A 6,545-nucleotide genomic window follows, 5' to 3' on the forward strand; every position below is an offset into this window, starting at 1 on the left:
CGACAACGGAGGGCACCATGGGCACAGCACCGAGCCGGATCGTCCTGGGCCTGGTCATGACCGGCGCACTCGTCACCGCTACCCCGCCGACCGCATCGGCCGCGCCGGTGGGCGGGAACAACGCGCACCGCTTCGTCAGCGTCATGACCCGCAACCTCGACGAAGGCACCGACTTCGGCTACGTCGAGGCGGTCGCGGCCGGCACGCTCGACTTCCCCACCGCCGTCGGCCTGACCTACTCCGAGGTCGTGGCGAGCGACGTCTGCGGCCGGGCCGCACGGGCGGCCGACGAGATCGCCGCTGCCGGGCCCGACCTGGTCTCGCTGCAGGAGGCCGCCGTCTGGACCGGACCTGCGACCGTGAACTGTCCCGGCGCCGCGACGCCGCAGACCATCGACGCCGAGGCCGCCTTGCTGTCCCGGCTCGCCGTCGACGGTGCCCACTACACGGTCGTCAAGGAGCTTGACGAGTTCAGTTCGGCCCCGCTCGGCCTCGTGGCCCCGGGCCTCAGCTTCCTCGATCGCGACGTCTTGCTCGCCCGCGTCGCCGCACCCGGCCAGCTGTCGATCGGTGACGTCCAGGCCCACCACTACGCGACGCTCGTCCCGATCCTCGGCCTGCCGATCCTGCGCGGCTGGATCTCGGCCGACGTGACACTGCGCGGCCGCACCGTGCGGGTGATCGGCACGCACCTGGAGAGCTTCTTCGAGCCGGTGCAGCAGGCTCAGGGCGCCGAACTCGTCGCGGGTCCGGCGAACACCGCGCTGCCGGTGATCGTGGCCGGCGACCTCAACACCGGGCCGGGGTCGGACCAGCAACGGACCTACGCCGCGCTGACCGGACCGGCCGGTTTCACCGACACCTGGTCCGTGACGCATCCCGGCGAGGACGGATTCACCGACTCGTACTACACCGAGGATCCGCTCACGATCACCAGCGGGCCGACCGAGCGGATCGACCTCGTCCTCGTGCGCGGCGCTCTCGTGCCGACCGCCGACGTGATGACCGGAACCACCGCACCGCACCCGTCCGACCACGCCGGGGTGATCGCCACCGTGCGGATCCCCTCCTGACCCTCCGGTCAGCCCCTGCGCTCGAGGATCCCCTTCAGGAACGCCGCCTGCCCGGCATGCTGGAGATCGTCGGCCAGCACGCTCACCAACCGCACGGCGAGCGTGACCGGCGGGTCCCACCGTTTGTCGACGACCCGGTCGAGATCGTCGTCGCCCAGCTGCCGCAGGTAGGCGATGCCGGCCGTCTGCACGTCGTCGTAGTAGCCGCTGAGATGTGCCGCCGGCACGCCCCTGACCTGCCCGACCTCATCGCCGTCCTGCCCGTAGCCCGTCACCGAGTCGTCGAAGGGCAGGCCGAAGCGTTCCGCCCAGCCGTTGGCCGTCCAGACCTGTTCGGTGCCCGCGGCCTCGGCCAGGTGATCGTCCTGGACACGAGTGAGATGCCAGACGAGCCAGGCGATCGAGTTGGCCTCGGGGTCGAGCCGCTGCGTGAGCATCGCCTCGTCCGCGCCGTCCACGACCTGATGCACGAGCTGGCCGATCCGCGCGTACCCCTCGATGAGCAACTCCGCTGTCGTGGTCATGCCACGACTGTAGGCACGCTCGGCCGGGGACCTCTGGGCCGGTCGTTGGGCCGATCAGCACTGGCTGGGGCCAGTGCTGCCCCTCGACCCTCGGACGTGTCGTCGAGGATCGGAGACCGTCCCATGCGCAGACGATGCGGAGCTGCCGCCCCACTCATGGCGATGATCGTCATGCTGTGCGCACTGTCCGCCTGGGGTCAGGTACCGACCGGTTCGCAGCCATGACCGAGTACTTCGCCAAGGCGAGGCCCAACGTCGCCGGGCGCTGGCTGACGCCGTTCACCGCCAGGGTGGCTCGCCCGGCGCGACAGCACCGGGACGCTAGCGATCGGCGGGAGCGGGATGATCACAGGCACCGTGTTCGGTCCGGCCGCGGTCACCCTCGGCGCCGCTCGATTCATCCGGGGCAACTGGGTGGTGGACCCGGCGTCCTCGGGCCGGTTCGCCGGGGCGATCGGCGCGGGCCGACTCTTCGGCGGTGAGACGTGGGAAACGCGCTGGGCCGAGCCGCTGACCGGCCGGATCACGTTCGCCACGTCTCAGCACGCTGCCGCTGCCCGCTCGGGCTCTGCCACACTGGGGCCGAGCGATCGGTTCGTCGGCAGCAGCCGGATCAAGCCGTTCCTCGGGCCTCTAGCTCAGTTGGCAGAGCAGCGGACTTTTAATCCGTAGGTCGTCGGTTCGAGCCCGACGGGGCCCACCCGCTACAGGTCCGATATCCATTGGCCCATAACGCTTTCAGCGCAACTCCGGGAACATGATCAACTGGGGTGCGGTCCGCAAAGAGTCCGCAAGCGGTCCGCAGGAAGTCCGCATCTGGTCCATCCGGTCCGCGATTTCGTCGAGCCGATCGCCGTAGAGGTGGCCGTAGAGATCGAGCGTCATGGTGGCGCTGGCGTGCCCGAGCATCTGCTGGACGACCTTGACGTCGGCGCCGCTCGTGATGGCCAGTGACGCCGCGGTGTGCCGGAGGCCGTGCGGTGTCAGCCCGTCGAGGCCGGCTCTCCTCACTGCCGGCTCGAAGACGGTGTGCCGGAAGTTCTGCAGCCGCAGCAGCCCGCCGCGCGGCGAGGTGAAGACGAAGTCGTCAGGCCCCTTGCCAGCCGCCTGACGGGCCAGTTCGTCGACCAGGAAGCGCGGGATCGGGACGGTACGCACCTGGTGCGTCTTGGGCGTGCTGAAGATGGCCTGGCCGCCGACCTCGGCGACGGCTTCGACGATGTCAGCGCGGCGGCGCATCAGGTCGAGGCGACGTACCCGCAGCGCGGACAGCTCGCCGAACCGGACGCCGGTGTAGGCCAGGAAGAGGATCACCGTGCTGTAGACGCCGGCCGCGTCGGCGAGCTCCTCGACCTGTCCGACGGTGAGGAACACGCGCTCCTTCTTGATCGCGCGCGGCAGCGGAGCGCGATCGGCCGGGTTGCGCGCCAGCCGCCCGTCGCGCACGGCGAGCGACAGGACCAGCGAGAGCACGCGATGGGCCTGGCGCACAGTGGCCGGCGCGAGGCCCGACCGCGACAGCTGGCTGACCCACGCCGCGACGCCCTCGTGAGTGACGTCCGCGAGCTGGACCGTCTCCCAGCGCGGCAACACGTTCACCTTGAGGAGACCGACGTACCGCGCGCGGGTCGACGGCTTGACGTCGACCTTCGTCGCGAGCCACCGCTGCGACCAGTCGCCGACCGTGATCCGCCCGCGGCCGGGATCGACGTACATGCCGCTCGTGACCGCGGTGGTGACTTCGTCGAGCCAACGCTGAGCGTCGACCTTCCGCGCGAAGTGCTGAGAGTACTCCCTGCCCGCCGCGTCGCGGTAGCGGGCTCGCCAGCGGCCGTTCGGACGTCTCGCGATGCTGGCCATGGCTGCCTCCGAAGGGTGTCGGGATCTTCGGTGTACCACCGCCGCCCGACACTCGCGAGGTCTTCCACAACAGCCGATACGAACCGACACCAGCCAACCCGACGCCGGCCGAGTTAGCCTCTACTCGTGACGTTCGAGCGGATCACGAGCGACCCGGCTGTGATGGGCGGCCTGCCCTGCATTCGCGGCCTGCGCATGCCGGTAGCGACCGTCGTCGGCATGGTGGCCGACGGGATGACGGTGGACGGGATCCTGACCGACTTCCCCGACCTCGTGGCCGAGGACATCGCCGAGGCGTTGCGCTACGCCGCCGAGGCCGTGCGCGAGCGTGAGCTGCCGCTGCGCCACCCGGCATGAGATTCCTGATCGACGAGAACCTCTCCCCACTCCTGGCCGATCTGCTCCACAACCTCGGTCACGACGCCGTGCACGTACACGACCTCGGACTGGCAAGCGCACCTGACGAAGTCGTCATAAACGTGGCACGGACGGACCTGCGCACGCTGATCAGCGCCGACACCGACTTTGGAACCCTGCTCGCACGCACCGGCGCGAGCGCGCCGTCGTTCCTGCTGATCCGTCGAGCCTCCGGCCGGCGCGCAACCGAGCAGGCCGCACTCATCGTCGACAACCTCGAGGCAGTCGCCGAAGACATCGAGGCCGGCGCCATTGACAACGGGTCGCCGAGTACTGGTCCTGGCGGCTCAACCACCGTCGTCGTGCGGTGCGATCGGTTTGAAGCTGGCCCGATAGCCGGCGTCGGCGAGCCAGGCTCGCGCCCGGCCACGGCTGCGGTTGTCGGCGAAGGCGAACCAGTCCGCGCTATCGTCCGGCCAGTCGCTCAGCACCCGTTTGAATCGGCCGAACGCGCCCCGGCCGTCGAGTGCACGGTCCAACTGCGCGGCGAGTCTCGAGTCGGTTCGCGAGGCGGCGAAGTCAATCATGTCCCGGTAGGCGGCGCGGGATCCTTCGGGCCACACCGCGAGCCACCGGTCGGGGTCGTCGACGTCCAGGTCGTCGGGCTTACCGGTCCAGTCGTCGTCGAGCAGCGCGTCTGGCCACACGATGCCGGTGGTCAGGTCGATACGACCGCCGGTGCTGTCCGGTCCGGCATCGAGCAGGCTCGCCAGCTCCTCGAGGTCGATCGCCAGCTCCGCGAGTTCGGGTGGGCTACCGGTCAGGGCGTCGCTGAGGGCGTCCGCGAGTTCGTCGTCGCCGTCCCAGCCGCGGGTGTGCAGCGCGACAACGCAGCGGCGCGCCGCGTCGGCTGCGCCGACTGCGCCCCCGTGGGTGGCGACGAGTAGGACCTCGCCGGCCAGTTGCAGTGAGGCGTCGAACCCGCCCGACTGCACGGCCGCGACCATCGCCGCGGCGTCACCGCCATGCAGCGCCACGCGCATCGCTTCCAAGCGATCTCTCGCCATTCCCTGATTCTGCCCGCGCTCCTGCTCCGCGACCCTTCCCGACGAAGTGCCGGAACCCTGTCACCCATCCGAATCAGCGCACGACCGAGCTGTCACAGACCCGTGAATAGGTGATCGGAGTGCGCGCGTCAGCGCCCGGGCGGCAGCCCGGTTGGTTGTGGCCGGCTGGGTCAGTCGGCCGGCGTGGCGTCGAGGGTGACGCTGTGGCCGAGGCGTTCGAGCTGGGTGACCAGGCGGCGGGTGTGGGCTTCGGCGTCACGCTTGACGTGCCAGTCCGGGCCGAGGTCGCGGTAGGGCTCGTCGCGTGTGAGCATCCAGTAGGCGGCGACCAGGATCGAGTGCGCGACCGCCACCTGGGCCCGGCCCATCCCGCGGCGTTTGGTGAGCCGGGCGTGCTGGACGGCGAGGTAGTTCTTGCCGTGCATGCGCCCGACCGACCCGGCCGACTCGACCAGCATGTGGTTGAGCCACTTGTTGCCGTGCCGGGCGCCGGCCGGGCTGCGTTTGCCGGCCGATTCGTAGATCGCCGGCGCCAGCCCGGCCCACGCAGCCAGATGGGCGGCGGAAGGGAAGCGGGACATGTCGCCGCCGGTCTCGGCGATGAACACCTGCGCCACCTTCACCCCGACCCCGGGGATGGTCTGCAGCAGCTCCAGCTGATGCGCCCACGGCTCGCATGCCGTTGTGATGACGTCGTCCAGCTCCGCCAGGGCGGCTTCGACCAGGTCGAGACGGTGCAGGATCGAGCGGGCCAGCCGGGCGTGGTGTTCATCGAAGTGACCGGTCAACGCCTCGGTCAGCTCCGGGATCCGGCGCCGCAGCTTCGTCTTGGCCAGCTCGGCCAGCACCCGCGGGTCGGACTCGCCCTCGATCATCGCCGCCAGCATCGCCCGCGCCGACACCGTCTTCAGGCTCGACACCACCGCCGACAGCTTGATGCTCGCGTCCTCGAGCATCAGCTCCAGCCGGATCATCTCCCGCGTCCGGTCGGCCAGCAGCTGATCGCGGTAGCGGGTCAACAGCCGCAGCCGCCGGATCGCCGGGGGCGGCACGAACGACGGGCGCAGCAGCCCGTGCTCGAGCAGCTGCGCGATCCACTCCGCATCCCGCACGTCGGTCTTGCGACCCGGGACAGCCTTCATGTGTTGGGCGTTGAGCAGCCACACGTCCATGACCTCTTCCAAGCAGTAGAACGGCGGCTTCCAATACGTCGAGGTCGACTCGATCGCCGCGACCGTCACCCCCTCCGAGACCAGCCAGTCCCGCATCACCCCCAACGACCGAGTCATCGTCGGGAACGTCCGCGTCTCACTGCCCCGCCGCCCCGGCCGGCTCGACGGCGTCCGCACGCACACCGTCACCGACGCCTTCCCGACATCCAGGCCCGCGACCCGCTCGAACATGACTTCCATCCCGACCATCCCCTTCCACGCGACGACACCGGTCGGCGTCGCCCGGAAGGTCCTCTGCCAGGACACAGACCCACGCGCTCACAGGCAGCAATCAAGAGGCACCTGAAGACCCCGCGCCATACACCTCTTCGGGCTCAACGACCCGCACCAGTGTGTTCCGACGTCGCCGGACGACACCCCGATTCTCATCCCCACGGGAAGCGATCGTTTTCAAGATCGCAAGCCGATACACCTCTTGCACTTTGGTCACGG

General features: G+C 69.9%; 6 protein-coding genes, 1 tRNA gene and 1 pseudogene. 4 read left to right on the forward strand and 4 right to left on the reverse strand.

From position 1 onward, the window contains the following. Window positions 1-17 precede the first annotated feature (17 nt). Window positions 18-1,073, forward strand: a complete 1,056-nt coding sequence (locus tag VGN18_RS14870) for an endonuclease/exonuclease/phosphatase family protein (protein ID WP_327540487.1) — start codon at window positions 18-20, stop codon at window positions 1,071-1,073. 8 nt (window positions 1,074-1,081) lie between these two features. On the opposite strand, the gene VGN18_RS14875 is transcribed toward VGN18_RS14870, so the two are convergent. After that, entirely contained in the window at window positions 1,082-1,597 is a 516-nt protein-coding gene (locus tag VGN18_RS14875) for a mycothiol transferase (RefSeq protein WP_327540488.1), read from the reverse strand. Between the two features lie 627 nt (window positions 1,598-2,224). Between VGN18_RS14875 and VGN18_RS14880 the strand changes: the two genes are divergently transcribed. Continuing rightward, window positions 2,225-2,297, forward strand: a tRNA-Lys gene (locus VGN18_RS14880). Window positions 2,298-2,335: 38 nt separating this feature from the next. On the opposite strand, the gene VGN18_RS14885 is transcribed toward VGN18_RS14880, so the two are convergent. Continuing rightward, entirely contained in the window at window positions 2,336-3,457 is a 1,122-nt protein-coding gene (locus VGN18_RS14885; RefSeq protein WP_327540489.1) for a site-specific integrase, read from the reverse strand. 126 nt (window positions 3,458-3,583) lie between these two features. Between VGN18_RS14885 and VGN18_RS14890 the strand changes: the two genes are divergently transcribed. Both VGN18_RS14890 and VGN18_RS21220 read left to right on the forward strand, forming a co-directional pair. Beyond that, the gene (locus VGN18_RS14890; protein WP_327540490.1) at window positions 3,584-3,814 is read left to right on the forward strand and encodes a DUF433 domain-containing protein; all 231 of its coding nucleotides are present in this window, start codon (window positions 3,584-3,586) and stop codon (window positions 3,812-3,814) included. Then, a pseudogene (locus tag VGN18_RS21220) lies at window positions 3,811-4,065 on the forward strand (DUF5615 family PIN-like protein); the annotation flags it as partial. The gene VGN18_RS14890 and the pseudogene VGN18_RS21220, both read left to right, overlap by 4 nt. A gap of 96 nt (window positions 4,066-4,161) precedes the next feature. Here VGN18_RS21220 and VGN18_RS14895 read toward each other — a convergent pair. Further along, window positions 4,162-4,881 (reverse strand): UPF0158 family protein, encoded by a 720-nt coding sequence (locus VGN18_RS14895; RefSeq protein WP_327540491.1) that lies wholly within the window; start codon window positions 4,879-4,881, stop codon window positions 4,162-4,164. Between the two features lie 170 nt (window positions 4,882-5,051). After that, entirely contained in the window at window positions 5,052-6,293 is a 1,242-nt protein-coding gene (locus tag VGN18_RS14900; RefSeq protein WP_422653733.1) for an IS110 family transposase, read from the reverse strand. Window positions 6,294-6,545 lie beyond the last annotated feature (252 nt).

Source organism: Jatrophihabitans sp., from assembly GCF_036000465.1.
Taxonomy (GTDB): Bacteria; Actinomycetota; Actinomycetes; order Mycobacteriales; family Jatrophihabitantaceae; genus Jatrophihabitans.